Source organism: Aeromonas sp. 603757 (genome assembly GCF_049171255.1).
GTDB lineage: Bacteria > Pseudomonadota > Gammaproteobacteria > Enterobacterales > Aeromonadaceae > Aeromonas > Aeromonas veronii_A.
The window spans coordinates 88,272-103,096 of sequence record NZ_JAAKOE010000013.1; the positions used below are offsets into that span (position 1 = coordinate 88,272).

The 14,825-nt window shown below is 58.5% G+C and carries 15 protein-coding genes and 4 tRNA genes; 8 read left to right on the forward strand and 11 right to left on the reverse strand.

Annotation, left to right across the window (positions count from 1 at the left end; translation table 11 throughout):
- Nucleotides 1–6: 6 nt before the first annotated feature.
- Both G5332_RS13615 and G5332_RS13620 read right to left on the reverse strand, forming a co-directional pair.
- Nucleotides 7–1,140 (reverse strand): efflux RND transporter periplasmic adaptor subunit, encoded by a 1,134-nt coding sequence (locus tag G5332_RS13615; RefSeq protein ID WP_216952544.1) that lies wholly within the window; start codon nt 1,138–1,140, stop codon nt 7–9.
- Complete coding sequence (locus G5332_RS13620; protein ID WP_005339267.1) at nt 1,137–1,733, reverse strand: TetR/AcrR family transcriptional regulator; 597 nt, start codon at nt 1,731–1,733, stop codon at nt 1,137–1,139. The genes G5332_RS13615 and G5332_RS13620 overlap by 4 nt, the downstream gene beginning before the upstream one ends.
- Nucleotides 1,734–1,965: 232 nt before the next feature.
- On the opposite strand from G5332_RS13620, the gene G5332_RS13625 reads away from it, so the two are divergent.
- From G5332_RS13625 to G5332_RS13645, 5 genes are all read left to right on the forward strand, one after another.
- Nucleotides 1,966–2,042, forward strand: a tRNA-Arg gene (locus G5332_RS13625).
- A 51-nt stretch (nt 2,043–2,093) separates the two neighbouring features.
- Nucleotides 2,094–2,169, forward strand: a tRNA-His gene (locus G5332_RS13630).
- A 20-nt stretch (nt 2,170–2,189) separates the two neighbouring features.
- Nucleotides 2,190–2,275, forward strand: a tRNA-Leu gene (locus G5332_RS13635).
- Nucleotides 2,276–2,351: 76 nt separating this feature from the next.
- Nucleotides 2,352–2,428 (forward strand) — tRNA-Pro (locus G5332_RS13640).
- 179 nt (nt 2,429–2,607) lie between these two features.
- Complete coding sequence (locus G5332_RS13645) at nt 2,608–3,123, forward strand: ricin-type beta-trefoil lectin domain protein (protein ID WP_421258371.1); 516 nt, start codon at nt 2,608–2,610, stop codon at nt 3,121–3,123.
- A gap of 34 nt (nt 3,124–3,157) precedes the next feature.
- On the opposite strand, the gene G5332_RS13650 is transcribed toward G5332_RS13645, so the two are convergent.
- The 8 genes from G5332_RS13650 to G5332_RS13685 all read right to left on the reverse strand — a co-directional run bounded on the left by G5332_RS13650 (nt 3,158) and on the right by G5332_RS13685 (nt 11,124).
- A complete protein-coding gene (locus G5332_RS13650) occupies nt 3,158–3,973 on the reverse strand; it encodes a Cof-type HAD-IIB family hydrolase (protein WP_005339262.1) in 816 nt (271 codons plus the stop codon).
- Between the two features lie 89 nt (nt 3,974–4,062).
- Entirely contained in the window at nt 4,063–5,103 is a 1,041-nt protein-coding gene (locus tag G5332_RS13655) for an alpha/beta fold hydrolase (protein WP_421311294.1), read from the reverse strand.
- On the reverse strand, nt 5,103–5,762 hold the full coding sequence (locus tag G5332_RS13660) for a CatB-related O-acetyltransferase (RefSeq protein ID WP_421311295.1): 660 nt from the start codon (nt 5,760–5,762) through the stop codon (nt 5,103–5,105). Before G5332_RS13660 ends, G5332_RS13655 begins: the two co-directional genes overlap by 1 nt.
- Nucleotides 5,762–6,493 carry a tRNA (guanosine(18)-2'-O)-methyltransferase TrmH gene (gene trmH, locus G5332_RS13665; protein WP_421311296.1) on the reverse strand — a complete coding sequence of 244 codons (732 nt, stop codon included), beginning with the start codon at nt 6,491–6,493 and terminating at the stop codon, nt 5,762–5,764. Before trmH ends, G5332_RS13660 begins: the two co-directional genes overlap by 1 nt.
- A 44-nt stretch (nt 6,494–6,537) precedes the next feature.
- Nucleotides 6,538–8,655, reverse strand: a complete 2,118-nt coding sequence (spoT, locus tag G5332_RS13670; protein ID WP_005339255.1) for a bifunctional GTP diphosphokinase/guanosine-3',5'-bis pyrophosphate 3'-pyrophosphohydrolase — start codon at nt 8,653–8,655, stop codon at nt 6,538–6,540.
- A 131-nt stretch (nt 8,656–8,786) separates the two neighbouring features.
- On the reverse strand, nt 8,787–9,062 hold the full coding sequence (rpoZ, locus tag G5332_RS13675; protein WP_005307060.1) for a DNA-directed RNA polymerase subunit omega: 276 nt from the start codon (nt 9,060–9,062) through the stop codon (nt 8,787–8,789).
- Between the two features lie 79 nt (nt 9,063–9,141).
- Nucleotides 9,142–9,768: a guanylate kinase gene (gene gmk / locus G5332_RS13680; protein ID WP_005339253.1), complete on the reverse strand. Its 627-nt coding sequence runs from the start codon at nt 9,766–9,768 to the stop codon at nt 9,142–9,144.
- A 303-nt stretch (nt 9,769–10,071) separates the two neighbouring features.
- A complete protein-coding gene (locus G5332_RS13685; protein WP_421172827.1) occupies nt 10,072–11,124 on the reverse strand; it encodes a glycosyltransferase family 9 protein in 1,053 nt (350 codons plus the stop codon).
- 222 nt (nt 11,125–11,346) lie between these two features.
- Between G5332_RS13685 and G5332_RS13690 the strand changes: the two genes are divergently transcribed.
- Both G5332_RS13690 and G5332_RS13695 read left to right on the forward strand, forming a co-directional pair.
- Nucleotides 11,347–12,060: a 3-deoxy-D-manno-octulosonic acid kinase gene (locus G5332_RS13690; RefSeq protein WP_005357122.1), complete on the forward strand. Its 714-nt coding sequence runs from the start codon at nt 11,347–11,349 to the stop codon at nt 12,058–12,060.
- Between the two features lie 70 nt (nt 12,061–12,130).
- On the forward strand, nt 12,131–12,994 hold the full coding sequence (locus tag G5332_RS13695) for a sensor domain-containing diguanylate cyclase (protein WP_216952557.1): 864 nt from the start codon (nt 12,131–12,133) through the stop codon (nt 12,992–12,994).
- A gap of 6 nt (nt 12,995–13,000) precedes the next feature.
- Here G5332_RS13695 and G5332_RS13700 read toward each other — a convergent pair whose 3' ends face one another.
- Nucleotides 13,001–13,855, reverse strand: a complete 855-nt coding sequence (locus G5332_RS13700) for a carboxylate/amino acid/amine transporter (RefSeq protein ID WP_421249737.1) — start codon at nt 13,853–13,855, stop codon at nt 13,001–13,003.
- Nucleotides 13,856–13,894: 39 nt separating this feature from the next.
- Here G5332_RS13700 and G5332_RS13705 point away from each other — a divergent pair, with 39 nt between their 5' ends.
- Nucleotides 13,895–14,356 (forward strand): DUF6314 family protein, encoded by a 462-nt coding sequence (locus G5332_RS13705; protein WP_216952561.1) that lies wholly within the window; start codon nt 13,895–13,897, stop codon nt 14,354–14,356.
- Nucleotides 14,357–14,825: the final 469 nt, after the last annotated feature.

Sequence of the window (14,825 nt, forward strand, 5' to 3'; positions counted from 1 at the left end):
CCGCGCTTACAGCATCGGGGTTTGTGCCGGAACGGCCAGGGCATCGTTCTCGACCACATGCACCTTGGTGTCGTTGCTCAGGCGAACCTGACCCGACAGTACGATCTGGTCACCGGCCTGGATGCCGGAGAGCACATGCACATCGTTGCCACGGCGCTCACCCGCCTTGACCACAACCTGCTTGGCTCGCAGCACTTTCACCTTGTTACCCTCTTTGTCGGTCTCTTCGCCCTCTTTGAGCACATAGACGTTCTGACCGTAAAGGGTGAAGGAGATAGCGGTCTGCGGGATCACGATCTGATCTTTCACCGTCGGCAGAATGATGCTGGCGCGGGCGAACATACCGGAACGGAGCTGACCGTCGTTGTTCGGAATGTCTGCCTGTACCTGGATCAGGCCGCTCTGGAAGTTGACCGCAGGCTCGATGGCGGTGATATGGCCGTCAAACTGGGTTTGCGGATAGGCATCCACATTGATCTTGATGGTCTGGCCCAGCTTGATTTTGGAGATATCGGTCTGGGGCACGGTGAAGCGCAGACGCATCACGCTGGTATCTTCCAAGCGCACGATATCTGTGCCTGGTTGCAGATACTGGCCAAGGAACACATTGCGCAGGCCGACCACGCCGCTAAAGGGCGCGCGCACTTCACGACGGGCAATGGTCGCCTTCAGACTCTCGATATCCGCTTCCAGCGAGCGATAGGCCGCTTCGGCTTCATCCAGCTGCTCTTTGGAGATGGAGCTGGTCTTGTAGAGGTTCTGGAAGCGTTCGAATTTGGCTTTTGCCGCTGGCAGCTTGGCCTGGGAGGCGCGCAGATTGGCCTTCTCCACGGTGGAGTCCAGGCTCAGCAGCAGTTGGTCAGCCTTGACCGGTTTGCCCGACTCAAAGGTGATGGCATCAATGGTGCCAGCCAGTTCGGTGGAGAGGGTCACCCCCTGATTCGGCTCGATGAAGCCGATCGCTTCGATGGTCGGTACCCAATCCTGCGCCTTGGTCACCATGGCGGTGACGGGGAACTCGGGTTCCGGCCGGTTGGCCATGTATTGGGCAATCATCTTCTGTTTGAACAAATTGAAGCCGATGACGCTGCCAAACAAGGCGATCGCTATCAGCAACATAATGGCCATCCACTTTTTCATGAACAGGCTCCTGAGGTGGAAAGATTGGGGGATAAAATGGCATTCCAGCTGGCCCGGATCGCGGTTTCCAACTGCGATTCGGTCAGCGTGATGTTGTGCACCCTGCACTGCAGGGCCAGATGCATGACACTGTCCAGACTCAACACCTGGAGTGCCCGTATCGGTAAATCAATAAACAATCCTTGTTCAACGCCCTGTTCAAAAAATCGGTCCAGAGGCTCCCAGGCGGCCAGAATGACAGGATTGGTCTCCAATTCTGCCCCTAGCGGAGAGCTCTCGTACTGCAATTTGCACCGGATAGCGTTGGGTTCGTTAACAAAAATGGCATGAATATTGAGCCATAATTGGCGAAATTGTTGAAATGAAACTTTATCGATTGCTACATCGGCCATGACCATGGGCACACACTGCAAGATAGTGTGCTGGTGCAGTTGCCGGATCAGATCATCCTTGTCGCCGAAGTAGCGATAGATGGTGCCGGTGGCAACATTGGCCTTCTTGGCGACTTCTGCAATCGACAGACCATGAAAACCCCGTTCACCCAGCACCTCATGGGCCGCGTTGAAGATGCTCTCTTTTTTATCCAGAATCATCAGTGTGACTTTCGATTGAATGAACGTTCATTCATTCTAGATGGGCATCAAATCAAGTCAAGGCAGCAAGGTGATTTGTGACAGCGATCTGCCCCTTTTCGGCTGGCAGCAGGGGAATAGTGGAAGAAAAGTGCGCAATGTGCTTGAAAAAGCAACGAACAGTGTTTCGGTGACAGAAAAGTGTAGACAAACCAGCAACCATCATTAATAATGCGCCCCGTTCGACAGCGTAGCGCCCGTAGCTCAGCTGGATAGAGCGCTGCCCTCCGGAGGCAGAGGTCACAGGTTCGAATCCTGTCGGGCGCACCATCAAAAGTGCGTCGGTTAAACGGGCGTTGTTGTGGAACGAAAACAGCTGTGGTGGCTGTAGCTCAGTTGGTAGAGTCCCGGATTGTGATTCCGGTTGTCGTGGGTTCGAGCCCCATCAGCCACCCCATTTTACAGCTTGTCAGGTACGCGAAGGTGGCGGAATTGGTAGACGCGCTAGCTTCAGGTGTTAGTGCCCCCCGGGTGTGAGGGTTCGAGTCCCTCTCTTCGCACCATACTTGCTGCATGACGAGGATGGCCATCAGGTCGTCTTTGTTTTTTTGAAGTAAACTATTTTGAAAGAAATAGCCTCGGTGATTAGCGCAGTCCGGTAGCGCATCTGGTTTGGGACCAGAGGGTCAAAGGTTCGAATCCTTTATCACCGACCACATTTAGAAAAACCTCGCTTCGGCGGGGTTTTTTGCTTTCCGGCCTCCGCCGTGCCAGTACTCTCTCCCTGTTACGTCTGTTTACACTCTATTTGGGCAGCGCGCCCCGCCTTTCGGTTATGCTTCAGCCTCGAGTCACTGACAACCGGATGTCATCGGCCCATTTCAGGCATTTTTCCATGAATAACAAAATTTCCTTTGCTTGCTCTCCTGCCCTGCTGGCTGCCTTGCTGCTGGGGGGGTGTACCATCAAGCCGCTATCAACCGATGAAATTATGGACTCAATCGCTTCGAGACCGTCGGAAGATCGGGTGATCTCTCCCTTGCTGACCAGCGGCGGCTTTTGTGTCGCAGTATCCCGACAGAAGGTGTTGGCACAACCTTGCAGCGGAAAAGACGATCAACTGTTCGAGTGGGATCTGGGTGAGTTGCGCCTGCAGGATCTCTGTTTGCAAGCTAAAAACGACAGCGAAGTGATGCTGGCCCCCTGTGACGGTCAGGCGCAGTGGGAGTGGCAGAAAGACAAGCTGTTCAATAGCAAGGTCTCCCGCTGCCTCGATGTGGCCGGGCGACGCCATACCCCCGGCACGCCGCTGCGGCTGGCCGAATGTTACGGTGGCGCAAACCAGAGCTTCAGCTGGCAGCGGCCCAATCCCTGGCTGGAAACCCTGAAAAAACAAAGCCTCACATGGTGAGGCTTTGTTGAATCGAATGTCGGGATGAAGAGGATCAGGCGGCGCTGACGCTCTCCAGCTCGAACAGCTTCTCCAGATAGACGGCGACGCCATCTTCGTCGGAGGTGAGGGTCTGCTCATACTCCGGCAGCGCCATTTTCAGGCGGTCATGGGCGTTGCCCATCACGATACCGCGTCCCACCATGGTCAACATCTCGAAGTCGTTCATGCCATCCCCGAAGGCGATCGCCTCGGACATATCGAACCCGTTCTGCTCCAGCACGGCACGCACAGCATTGCCCTTATGCACCCCGGCGTGCATCACTTCGAGGCAGTCCGGCAGGGAGAAAGTGACGTTGAGCTGATCGCCATAGCGCTGGTTGAGGTGTGCCTCGATTTTCAGCAGCTTCTCGTGGTCGCCGATGTAGAACACCTTGTTGATCTGCTCTTTCGGTTCCTGTTTCAGGTCATCGACCAGACGGTAGGTGAACCCTGACTCGTCGTGGAACTGCAGCAGCCAGGGCAGCTCCTCTTCCACCACCCAGTCATCACCCTGATAGACATTTAGGTGGATAGAGGGGTCGCGCTCCAGCGCAATCAGTTCGGCGGCGATCTCGGTCGGCAGCGGCTGGTTGAAAATCAGCTGATCCTGTTTGTCATGGACCACGGCGCCATTGGAGGTAATGAGGTAGATGTCCATCCCCAGCGCATCGCGGAAGCTGCGTACGTCAACGTGATGACGGCCGGTGGCGACCACGAATTTCACACCTTGTTCTACCAGGCGGTGCAGGGTATCCCGGGTACGGGGAGAGATCTGGTGCTGCTTGTTGAGCAGAGTGCCATCGAGATCGGATACAACTACCTTGAACATCATTACCTCGGCATCGATTGAAAACAGGGGCAGTTTACCTTAGCCCGCACTGTCACCCCATTTATTTAGGGTTACAAAAAATAGCCAGCTCAGAAGCGGGCGAAAAAGTCGACCATCGCGGTCAGGGCTGGCTGGCGCTTGTCATCGGATTCGATAAACAGCTCGTGCCAGGCACCCTCGATGCGCAGTGGTTTGCCCCCTTCGCACTTGGCTATGGTGCAGAAGCGATCCTGCGCGGCATTGTCCACCACGCTGTCGTTGCCAGCCTGCAGTACCAGCAGCGGGGTTTTGATGGCGCCCGCATCGGCGATGGCGGCATCGGCACCTGTGATCCCCTGATAAATCCAGTGGGCGGTGGCGCCACCCAGCTTGATCTGCGGGTGCTGCTCGTAGATTTGGCGGAAGGCCTGATAGCGGGGCTGGCTGTGAGTCAGTTCGTTATCGGCAAAGCCGTGATCCTGATAGGCTCCCTGACCGGGGCCGTAGGGAGGCTCACTAATCCAACCGCCGACCGTGCCTATGGTGCTCGCCAATCCCTTGGCCAGCCACTTGGGCAGACCGCCGAGATTGATGCCCAGCATGGGGGAGGAGAGTACGGCTGCTTTGATATCATCGGGCCAGCGCTCCAGATAGCGGGCCGAGATGGCACCGCCCATGGAGTGGGCCAGCAGGAACAGCTTGGCAGGTTGGTCCGCCATGATGATCTGGTCGTGAAACTGCTTCAGATCGGCCACATAATCGTCGAACTGGTCGACATATCCCTTCTGCGGGTCATTCAGCATCCGGTCGGACATCCCCTGACCGCGATGGTCGATGAGATAGAGGCTGTAGCCCTGACGCCAGAGATCCCACGCCAGCTCCTGATACTTGAGGTAGCTTTCGACCCGGCCATTGACGATCAGGATGGCGCGATCGACCTTCTCCTGCCGCAGCGCGGCATAGCGGATGGTCACCCCATCCTTGCCCTTGAACTCTCCTTCCACCGCATGCTGGCGCCAGAAGTCGGGCAGGGTTTGCTGGTAGAGGCTGGGTACATCGGCTTCGCTGGTGAGCTGATAGGTATTGGTCACGGCAAGGGCTCCGGCAGAAAACAGGGTCAGGGCCAACAGGGCAAGAGAGAGGGGTTTCATCAGGCACACTCCTGTTGCCAATGGTGATAAAGGGCGGCGATATCCCCCGAGCAGAGCAGCGCCATGCAGGCTTGCAAGCGAGGCAGGGGCCAGTCCCACCACTGCATCTCTTGCAGCATGAGGATCTGCTCATCGTTGAAACGGCGGCGGATCGGTTGGGCCGGGTTGCCGCCGACTATGGTGTAAGGGGCCACATCCTTGGTCACCACGGCGCGGGTGGCGATGACGGCACCATCACCTATGGTGATGCCGGGCATGATCATCGCTTCCGAGCCGATCCAGACATCGTTGCCAATCCGGGTGTCCCCCTTGCGCTGGAAGCCGCTGCGGGCACCTTCGCCAAAGGTGTCGGGGTTGAACGGGAAGGTTGAGACCCAATCCAGCCGGTGGCCCTGATTGCCCGCCAACATGAAGGTGGCGCCCGAGCCGATGGAGCAGAACTTGCCGATGATCAGCCGATCCACCTCGCCCCAGAGGCCGCTCTCCCAGGTGTCGCGGGTCGAGCCATCGCCGAGCAGGTAGCGGACGCAGTGATCCTCGAACGGTTTGCCGTGGTAGTAGCCGGAGTAGTAGCTGTAGTCGCCGGCCTCTATGTTCGGGTTGGTCAGGTGATCCCGGATGATTTGCGATTCCAGCCAGCTGCCAAAAGGGTTCTCCATCACTCCTCCTGTAGGTCGTCCTGCTCGCTCTGCTGTGCCCACCCTTTGCGGGTCAGCTGCATCCGTTGCCACCACTCTTCGTCCGCCAGAATTTCACCGGCCGGGCCGAGCTGGGGGTAGGGTATCTCTTTCTCTTTGCAGAGCTGGGCATAGATAGGATAACCCCCCTCGAACAGGATGCTGTTCTGCTCCTCCAGCGTGAGCGGGCAGCCGCGCTGATAGCAACCGGCCAGCTCGCGCTGGCGCTGCGCCTCGTAGAGGATGGCGGCAGCAGCCACCGAGACGTTGAGGGACTGCACCATGCCGACCATGGGAATGACAATATGGTGGTCGGCCAGCGCCAGCGCCTCTTCACCGATGCCGTGTTTCTCCTGACCCACCAGAATGGCGGTCGGTTTGGTGTAGTCGATAGCGCGAAAATCGACGGAGCTGTCGGAGAGGTGGGTTGCCAGGATCTGCATGCCTGAAGCTTTCAGTTCGGCAACGGCTGTGCCGATATCCGAGTGCAGTTTTACATCCACCCAGTTCTGGCTGCCGCGGGCGGTGCCCTTGCGCTTATGGATCCAGGTTTTGGGCCAGACGGCGTGTACCCGGTGGATGCCGATGGCATCGGCGGTACGCACGATAGCGGCCAGATTGTGAGGTTTGTGGACCTCTTCCATACAGACGGTCAAATCGAGCTGACGCTGGGCCAGCATATCGGTGATGCGCTTGAAGCGTTCGGGGGTCATGGCTTGTCTCTATAAAAGCAGCAGGCGGCTTGCGCCGCCTGTGTTCAGTTCTTCTGTCGGCTCACCTTGAGCACGTTGGGCATCACGCGGATCTTGCGCATGATGTTGGCCAGGTGGATGCGGCTCTTGGTGGTGATGAGCAGGCTGACCTGATAGACCCGGCCATCCTTCTCTTCGGTGCTGATGGCGTGAATGTTGGCGCCGGTGGCGGCAATCACGTTGGCCAGCTCGGCCAGCGCACCCTGATGGTTGACGATCTCGATGCTGATACCGGTGCGGAACTCCTGTTCCTGCTCCTTGTCCACTTCCCACTGCACCGGCAGGTACTTGTCCGGCTCCTTGCTGTAGCCCTTGATGTTGCGACAGGCTTCCTGGTGGATCACCAGACCCTTGCCCGGGCTGATGTGGGCGATAATGGCATCCCCCGGGATCGGGCGGCAGCAGTTGGCGAAGGTGACCAGCATGCCGTCGGCACCCTTGATCGGCATCTTTTTGCTGCTGGTTTTGGGCTGCTCTTCCGGCGGCAGTTCATCCCCTAGCATGCGGCGCGCCACCATAACACTCATGGCGTTGCCGAGGCCCACATCGGCCAGCAGCCCCTGCAGGTTCTCATGCTTGGTATCAGCCAGCACCTGCTTGATGCGCGGCTCGGGGATGTCTTCGATATTCTTGGCGCCCAGCGCATGGTTGAGCAGGCGGCGACCCAGCACCACCGACTCTTCGGTGCGCAGGTTCTTGAGGAATTGGCGGATTTTGGATCGTGCCTTGGTGGTCACCACAAAGTTGAGCCAGGCCGCGTTGGGGCGAGCGCCCGGTGCCGTGATGATCTCCACCGTCTGGCCCGAGTGCAGCGGGCTGCTGAGCGGGTAGGGGTGGCGGTCGACCCGCGAACCGACGCAGGCATGGCCGATATCGGTGTGCACCGTGTAGGCGAAGTCCACCGGCGTGGCGCCAGCGGGCAGCTCCATGATGCGTCCTTCCGGCGTGAACACGTAGATCTCGTCGGGGAAGAGGTCGGTCTTGACCCCTTCGATAAATTCAAACGAGCTGCCGGCGCTCTGTTGCAATTCCAGCAGGCTCTGCATCCAGCGCTGGGCGCGGATCTGGGCAGTGGTGCCCGAGCTGTCGCCATCCTGCTTGTAGGCCCAGTGGGCGGCAACCCCTTTGTCGGCCATCTGGTCCATGAACTCGGTGCGGATCTGCACCTCGACCGGTACCCCGTGCGGCCCCACCAGAGAGGTGTGCAGCGACTGGTAGCCGTTGGTCTTGGGGATGGCGATGTAATCCTTGAAGCGGCCGGGGCGCGGCTTGTAGAGGCTGTGCATCTGTCCCAGCACCCGGTAACAGGTATCTATGTCCTTCACCTTGACACGAAAGGCGTAGATATCCATTACCTCATGAAATTGCAGCTCTTTTTTCTCCATCTTGTTGTAGATGGAGAACAGATTCTTCTCGCGGCCACTGACCTGATGCTCGATCCCTGCCTCTTTCAGGCGACCGCTGATTTCGCTCTGGATGGAGTCGATGATCTCGCGGCGATTGCCACGAGCGCGGCGCACCGATTCGCGCAACACGCGGGATCGCATGGGATAGAGCGCCTCGAAACCCAGCTCTTCCAGCTCGTTCTTCATGGTGTGAATACCGAGGCGGTTGGCGATGGGGGCGAAGATTTCGAGGGTTTCCCGGGCGATGCGGCGGCGTTTGTCAGGGCGCAGCGAGCCTAGCGTGCGCATGTTGTGAGTGCGGTCGGCCAGCTTGATCAGAATGACCCGGATATCCTGGGTCATCGCCATCACCATCTTGCGGAAGTTCTCGGCCTGCGCCTCTTTGCGATCGCGAAACTTCAGCTTGTCGAGCTTGGAGACCCCGGCCACCAGTTCTGCAACCGCGTTGCCGAATTGTTCGGCCAGATCGGCCTTGGTGACAGAGGTGTCTTCGATGACGTCGTGCAGCACGGCGGCCATCAGGGTTTCATGATCGAGGCGCATGTCACCCAGGATCCGGGCAACGGCAACAGGGTGGGTGATATAGGGCTCGCCACTGGAACGCATCTGACCCTGGTGGGCATCACGGGCCACCACATAGGCTTGCTTGAGCTTCTCAACCTGCTCTGGCGGCAGGTAGGAACTGGCTATTTCTTTAAGGTTTTCAAATAAATACAAGACAGTCCCCGCAGCGGTGAAACGGCAATTCGTGGAATTGAGGGTATAGCCCTGAGTTTGCGAGGTTTTCGAGCGGTTGTAAATGGGGATGAACAGTCGGCACCCGGGCGGGTGCCAACCGGAGGAATAACTTAACCGCGGCCTTCGGCGATGGCAGCAACGGCAGCCAGCTCGGCGGCTTCCTGCTCTTGCTGTTCGTAGCGGTCCTGGGTGTCCATCACTTGATTGTTCACCAGACCCAGCTCGATCTCACGCAGGGCGATCACAGTCGGCTTGTCGTTCTCTTCGTCGACCAGGGGATCTTTGCCTTGTACCGCGATTTGACGAGCGCGGCGCGCGGCGACCAGCACCAGGTCAAAACGGTTACCTACCTGTTTTACAGCATCTTCTACAGTAACGCGTGCCATGCAGGACTCCAGTGTTTGGGCTTTCTGTATTTAGAAAAGCAGTGTTTAAAAATGACGCAAAAGTTTACTTGTTTTTGGCTTACTCTGCCAGTAGCTGTTGCAGCAAGTTTTTTTGAGCCTGTTGCTGGTGACGCATCTCCAGCCGTTGGCACTCAATAATGGACCTGAGCTGGAACAGCGCCTGCTCGAAGTCTTCGTTGATAATGACATAGTCATACTCGTCGTAGTGCACCATTTCGGCAATGGCTTTCGCCATCCGGCCGGCAATCACTTCGGCGCTGTCCTGACCGCGCCCAATCAGGCGGCGCTCCAGCTCTTCGCGGCTGGGGGGCAGGATGAAAATGGATTTGGTCGGCATCTGCTCGCGGATCTGGCGGGCACCTTGCCAGTCGATGTCGAGGAATACGTCGATCCCCTTGGCCAGGCAGGCTTCGATGGCGGCGCGTGAGGTGCCGTAGTAGTTGCCGAATACTTCGGCCCACTCCAGAAAATCACCACGCTCGATCAGCGCCTTGAACTCTTCCACCTGAACGAAGTGGTAGTGTACGCCGTGCTCTTCGCCCGGGCGGGTGGCGCGAGTGGTGTGGGAAACCGATAGCTGCATCTTGCCAGCTTGATTGTGGTTGGTCAGCAAGGCATTGAGCAGACTGGATTTACCCGCGCCGCTCGGAGAAGAGATGATATAGAGTGTGCCTTGTTGCGCCATATTATTACCTTTAATCGAAACCGCTGTTTTGGTTGTAGCAGAGACCGCCGTCTTGTGCCCGAAAGGGAGACAGCCAAACGCAAAACGCGGAAAATTCTTGAGTCAGGGTGATGTAAAGGCGGCGAATTTTACCAGAATGCGGCGAATAAAAAAACGGCCGGAATCATATTCCAGCCGATCAAAGTATTCGTAGCTTGCTGCGGGAGCGTAACCCACATCAGCCTGCATTGTGCCTTTGGCTGAGGGCAGAGGCTATCAGGTTATCCCTGCCTGATGGCTCGGAATTCCCGAGGTGTCCTGTCATTACGGCAGTTGACGATCTGCACAGAGGCGGTCGAAGGCGGTGATCACCTGCTCGCTGGTGATTTTTCGCATGGCCTCCGGGTCTTTGAGACGGGTGCGCCAGCTCAATTCGGCCAGCGGCTTGCCGGTCTCCTGTTCGACCAGCTCCTGATAGACGCTGACCACGTAGTCGCGGCACAGATAGGGGCCGGTGCGGGCCGGATTGTGGTGGGCATAGAGACCGATCACCGGCGTGCCCACTATGGTGGCCATATGGGTGGGGCCGGTATCGGGGGCCAGCACCAGACTCGCCTCACCAATCAGCGCCAGCAGTTGCTTGAGGTTGGTCTGCCCCACCAGATCGACCGGTTTGCTCTGGCTTAAGCGCTGGATCTCGGCAGCCAGATCCCGCTCCAGTTTGGCAGGCCCGCCACAGAGATAGACCTGAAAGCCCTTGTTGGCGGCGTGATCTGCCAGCGCGGCATAGCCTGCGGCCGTCCAGTTTTTGAATGCCTTGCTGGCGGCTGCGCAGATAAGCAGAGTCGGTTTGCCGCCAATCTTCTCCCTTGCCCACGCCTGATGATCGGCGCTGATGGGCAGTTGCCAGTCCGGGGTCAGATCCTTGATGCCAAGCTCTTTGGCGAAGGCGAGGAAACCGTCCAGCACATGGGGGGAGGCAGGCGAAGGCACTTTGTGGTTGGTGAACAGCCACTGGCCGTCGTTGGCCCGCTCCCGATCAAACCCGAGTTTGACCTTGGCGCTGATGCCGAGGGTGGCAATGCTGGCCCGCATCGCCGCCTGCAGGTGGAGCAGGGCATCGAATTTGCGCCCCTTGAGGGTATGCCAGAGATCGCGATAGCCGCGCCACCCCTTGCTCTTGTCGAAGGGGATTACTTCGACGCCGGGCAGATCAGCAAACAGGGTTGCCTCGATTTTGCCGGTGATCCAGGTGATGCGGGTTTGTGGCCACTCCCGCTGGATGACGCGCACCAGCGCCAGTGCGTGGCAGCAATCCCCGATGGCGGAGAGCCGCAGGATGCAGATGGAGGAGGGGGGCGTTTGAAATAGCGGCATGTTGTGGCGCACGGCTGGCAAAAAGGGTGGATGGCATTATGCAAACTCCCCTCTGGATTGTAAAATTGCGCACAATCGTCAGCCGGGATAGGCCGGGCCCAGCGCCATGACCTGTCTCTGCACGTTGTTGATTAAAGGCCACTATTGCGGGCATGCCAGAGCGGCAGCCTCATCGCCAATTGAAAAATTGCGATCCATGACCCACCGAGCGGGATCTCCACGATGCGAGTACAGACCGAACACAACCAGATCTGCTGGTATGCCGAAGGGGCCTTTCGCGACCCTTCTCCCCAGTTATTCGATCCTGCCTGGTGGCAGAACAACCGTCAGGTGGTGGGAACCTCCATCGGACGGGGAGTGACCTGGTTCGTTAAGGATGAGTCCCGCCATCTGGTGCTGCGCCACTACTATCGTGGCGGCATGGTGGGCAAGGTGGTGCGGGATCGCTTTTGGTTCGAAGGGGTTGAGTCGAGCCGCGCCATGGCCGAATACACCCTGCTGGCCAAGCTGTGCGAGCTGGGGCTGCCGGTGCCGCGTCCGTTTGGTGCCCGCATGGTCAAACAGGGCCCCTTCTATCGTGCCGATATCCTGATTGAGCGAATTCGCGGTGCCAAGGATATGGTGGCGCTGCTCAAGCAGGGGCCGGTGGCGACCGAGGTGTGGCACAAGATAGGCCAGACGGTGCGCCAGCTGCACGATGCCGGGGTCTATCACGCCGATCTCAACAGCCACAACCTGCTGCTCGATAAAGAGGGCAAGGTGTGGGTGATCGATTTTGACAAGGGGGCGATCCGCTCCCCCGGCGAATGGCAGAAGGCCAATCTGGAACGCTTGCTCCGTTCATTCAATAAAGAGTCTCAACTGCACACCAGTTTCCACTTCGTACCGGAGAACTGGCAGACCTTGATGAACGGGTATCAGGGAAAAGCGATCTGACCCTGTTGCTCGGCGTGAACGCCAATGTTACTTATTGAGCAGGTATTCAGATCCTGTTTCGAGGTCCCCCATGGAAATGCTCAAGACACCTTTGGTCGATGTGACTGCCCGGCTTGATCCGGGTCTGCTGTCTGATGCCATGGCGCTGCTGGAGGCGGGGATCTGGAGCTGGTCAGCCCAACATGGACTGCAGCGTGATCCCTCCTGCCTGCGCCTGTTGGGATTGGGAGAGTGCTGGCCGGATGATCTCGGCTGGCTGGATCGGGTTCATCCCGACGATGTTGCCCGGCTGGAAGATGCCCTGCTCGCCTGCCAGAGCGGCCGCAGCAGCGGTCTGCGCCTCGAATACCGCATTTTGCATCATCACGGTCACTACATCCGGCTGGAAGAGCGAATGCGTCGCGATGAGCGGGGGTATCTGCTGGGGGTGGTCCGTCACCTCGATCCTGCCGTGGTGCTGGTGGAGGAGCGACATGGCACCGATCCGCTGACCGGTCTGGAGAGCCGTGGCCGTTTCGAGCAACTGCTTGAAGAGCGGCTGGCGACCGAGAGCGGCACTTTCAGTCTGCTGCAGTTTTCGGTCGATCACATGGCCAAAATCCAGCAACTGTTTGGTGAAGCGGCTTGCGACGCCATGCTGGCCAAGCTGGCGCGTATCGTGCGTCACGAACTGCGGCGGGAAGATCCCTTCGCCCGCTGGGATGAGGACGGTTTTATCCTGATGCTCTCCCAGACCGAGCGGATGAGTGCGCTGGAGATCGCCGAGCGGCTGCGCCTCGAGATTGCCGATGCCAGCCTGCTGTCACAGCGGCCGGTCACCGTCAGCATCGGGCTGGTGCAGAGTCAGGCTGGCGAGCAGCTCGATCATCTGCTGGCCCGGCTGGCCAGCTGTCACAGTCAGGCCAGACGGGAGCACAACACCGTCGTCGGCTGAGTGCGGTCAGGGTTGGCCGCGCTTGTCACGCTGGCAGACCCAGAGCGAGGCCAGCATCAGCAGGCCGCCGATGGTCAGTCGGGTCAGGTCGGTATCCTTGCCCCAGAGCAGCAGATTGACCAGCAAGCCGGCCGGAATGAGCGCATTGTTCATGATGGCCAGCACCCCGCTGGTGACCAGCGTCGCCCCCTTGTTCCAGAGGAAGTAGCCGAGGCCGGAGGCACCCACCCCCAGCCAGAGCAGAATGCCCCACTGCAACCCTGACGTTGGGTATTGCGGCTTGCCCAGCAGCCACCAGGCGGGCAGTGCGATCACCAGCGCTCCCAGATAGAAGCAGCCGAACACCGCCAGTTGCGGCGGTTGCTCCACCTCCCTTGCCAGCAGTACCTTGTAGCCCACTTGACCCAGGGCGAAACAGAGGTTGGCCCCCTGCACCACCAGAAATCCCAGCACATAACTTTCGGTCAGGCCGTCGAAGCGGATGACGGCAGCCCCGAGCACCGCCAGCAGGGCACCCCACAGATAAGTGGGCTTGAAGCGCCCTTCCAGCAAGTCGTGGAGCAGGGTGACGTAGATGGGGGTGAAGATGGTAAAGACCAGCACTTCCGGCACTGTCAGCAGCAGGAAGGAGTGGTAGTAGAAGAGATACATGATGCCGAGCTGGATGGCGCCCAGCGCCATCAGCTTGGCCGCCAGATCGGGGCGCAGCCAGCGGCGGCGCAGGAAGGGCAGAAACACCAGACTGGCGAGGGCGATGCGGGTCAGCACCGAGAAGTAGGCATCCACCTGGCCAGCGAGGTAGACCCCGATCAGGCTGAAGGAGAATGACCAGAGCAGGGTGACCCCTATCAAGTAGTTCATGTGTTTGATTTATCGTCAGTTGTCAATTTTAAGGGGGCTATGATGGCCGAGATGGAAGCGGCAATCCAGTGTTTATGGGGGCGATTGCCACAGGTCGGAGCATTTTCCTTTACCGCCAGCAATGGCGAGGGGTCGGCGACCGACTGGAATGGTCGGGGCGAGGGGCGTGTGCAGGTGACCGATCATCAGGGTGGCTGGCTGTTTAGCGAGCAGGGTCGCTACACCACGCCCCATGGAAGGGTGCTCGCCATGCATAACCGCTTCTGGTGGCAGCGCAGTGCGCGGGGGATCCGTCTCTCCCATCTGCGTTATGAGGAGCCGGTCGAACTGTTCGAGCTGCTGCCGCAGGGGGATGGCTGCTGGCTGACAGCCGAGCCCCATCTGTGCGGGGCGGATCACTACAGCGCCGAGCTGACCGAGATAGACGGCGGTTTTCTGCTGAGCTGGCAGATCACCGGGCCGCGCAAGAACGAGCGACTCAGCTATCGCTATTCGGTTTGAGTTTCAGATGGTTGTCGTTGGCTTTTTTGGCCAGTCAGTCTGATATATCAGGCTGACTGGTGGAATGTGTATCAGTCTGGCGAGCTCGGCTAAGTTTCCCGTGAAGGTGTTGCTCACACTCTATGTTGTCAGTAGCTCTGCAAAAGCGTTTATCAGCCTTATCAGGGCAAACGCTGCTACGGCAACGCATAGGTTTTCTAACGGACTATTGGTCGCCAAGGCATGAAGGGTATCGGATATGACAAGATGAGTACGCATGTAAATTACCTTAATGAGTCGGTTTTATTCCTAATACCCAGTTCTTTAAGGATTCACCGTTGGTGAGAAACCACTGTTAGATCAGCCCCCCATCAAAACAGTTGATAACAGGTAACGGTCTTCTCCTGATCTCGAACATAAAAAAACCGGCGCAGAGCGCCGGTAGCGGGGGACAAATCGGAGGTTTTTTAAAACAGTCCCAAAAACAGGA

Excerpts from the sequence above, each read along its gene's own strand:
- G5332_RS13615 (WP_216952544.1), bottom strand. The coding sequence starts at position 1,140 with ATGAAAAAGTGGATGGCCATTATGTTGCTGATAGCGATCGCCTTGTTT.
- G5332_RS13620 (WP_005339267.1), bottom strand. The coding sequence starts at position 1,733 with ATGATTCTGGATAAAAAAGAGAGCATCTTCAACGCGGCCCATGAGGTG.
- G5332_RS13645 (WP_421258371.1), top strand. The coding sequence starts at position 2,608 with ATGAATAACAAAATTTCCTTTGCTTGCTCTCCTGCCCTGCTGGCTGCC.
- G5332_RS13650 (WP_005339262.1), bottom strand. The coding sequence starts at position 3,973 with ATGTTCAAGGTAGTTGTATCCGATCTCGATGGCACTCTGCTCAACAAG.
- G5332_RS13655 (WP_421311294.1), bottom strand. The coding sequence starts at position 5,103 with ATGAAACCCCTCTCTCTTGCCCTGTTGGCCCTGACCCTGTTTTCTGCC.
- G5332_RS13660 (WP_421311295.1), bottom strand. The coding sequence starts at position 5,762 with ATGGAGAACCCTTTTGGCAGCTGGCTGGAATCGCAAATCATCCGGGAT.
- trmH (WP_421311296.1), bottom strand. The coding sequence starts at position 6,493 with ATGACCCCCGAACGCTTCAAGCGCATCACCGATATGCTGGCCCAGCGT.
- rpoZ (WP_005307060.1), bottom strand. The coding sequence starts at position 9,062 with ATGGCACGCGTTACTGTAGAAGATGCTGTAAAACAGGTAGGTAACCGT.
- gmk (WP_005339253.1), bottom strand. The coding sequence starts at position 9,768 with ATGGCGCAACAAGGCACACTCTATATCATCTCTTCTCCGAGCGGCGCG.
- G5332_RS13685 (WP_421172827.1), bottom strand. The coding sequence starts at position 11,124 with ATGCCGCTATTTCAAACGCCCCCCTCCTCCATCTGCATCCTGCGGCTC.
- G5332_RS13690 (WP_005357122.1), top strand. The coding sequence starts at position 11,347 with ATGCGAGTACAGACCGAACACAACCAGATCTGCTGGTATGCCGAAGGG.
- G5332_RS13695 (WP_216952557.1), top strand. The coding sequence starts at position 12,131 with ATGGAAATGCTCAAGACACCTTTGGTCGATGTGACTGCCCGGCTTGAT.
- G5332_RS13700 (WP_421249737.1), bottom strand. The coding sequence starts at position 13,855 with ATGAACTACTTGATAGGGGTCACCCTGCTCTGGTCATTCTCCTTCAGC.
- G5332_RS13705 (WP_216952561.1), top strand. The coding sequence starts at position 13,895 with ATGATGGCCGAGATGGAAGCGGCAATCCAGTGTTTATGGGGGCGATTG.